Source organism: Lactobacillus nasalidis, assembly GCF_016587775.1.
In the GTDB taxonomy this organism is placed as follows: Bacteria; Bacillota; Bacilli; order Lactobacillales; family Lactobacillaceae; genus Lactobacillus; species Lactobacillus nasalidis.
Window position 1 is genome coordinate 1 of the sequence record NZ_BOCG01000324.1, and the last position, 932, is coordinate 932.

Sequence of the window (932 nt, forward strand, 5' to 3'; positions counted from 1 at the left end):
GATGCTGGCCTTCAGGATCCAGGCCGTGCCGGCAGCCAGCGAATTTTTCAACACATCGCTTCTGGCCAGCCTTTTGAAAGAAAAAGTCGGCAGCTACCGCTTCAGCGAGCTGAGCAAGCTTTTTGCCAAGGATGCCAAGGTAAAAGAAAGAGAGCTGGCCAACCTGGAAGAGGTGTCAGCGTCCTTCTTTGAAGTCTTCCGCCTGCCGGAAAACGAGGCCCTCAATCCCTCCAAAGAAGTCAAGTCAGCGGCCGCGGAAAACGTGGACCAGACTGCTGCTGCCGCCCAGGTCAACGTCAAGCAGATCGACTGGCAGTATTTGAAAGACCGCTTTGCCGTTTACCAGATTCCGGATACCGAGATTGACCGGCAAAAAGACGAGATCCAGGCGATCATGGAGCTGTACGGCTTAAGCGAAGAAGAATTCATCAACGAGACCCTGCCGACTCTGCACGGCAGCTACCAGCTGGATGCTTCGGCGATCAGAAAGAGCCTCAACTACAACTACAAGGCTGAACACCGCCGCCAGCAGGTGGTCAAGCGCCAGGAAGAAAAGCAGGCCCGGCCGAGCGTCGGCGAGCAGGACCAGGAGCTTTTGAACCTGGTCAAATCCAAGGCCCCGGTGGAATTCTTGAACTACATGAAGGACCAGAAGGGTGGCTTTTCAACCGCCAGAGAGCGGCAGATCGTCAACGACTTGAACCAGAAAGTGGGCCTGGATATGGGCTTGATCAATGTTCTGGTTTATACCTGCCTTAATTACCAGCCGGTTTTAACTAGAGATTTAGCCAACCGGATTGCCAACGACTGGCTGCAAAAGGGGATCACGACCCCGGAAGCCGCCATTCAGCACCTGCGCCAGCGCTCCAAGCAGCCCGCCCAGAGGCAGGCAAGAAATTACTCCGGCGGCCGGCGGGTTGAGCAGGGGACTG

Annotated in this window: 1 protein-coding gene; it reads left to right on the forward strand. The window is 55.8% G+C overall.

Annotated elements, in window-relative coordinates:
• On the forward strand, positions 1-932 hold a 932-nt coding region (locus tag lacNas_RS06165; RefSeq protein WP_201346694.1), incomplete at both ends, for a DnaD domain protein.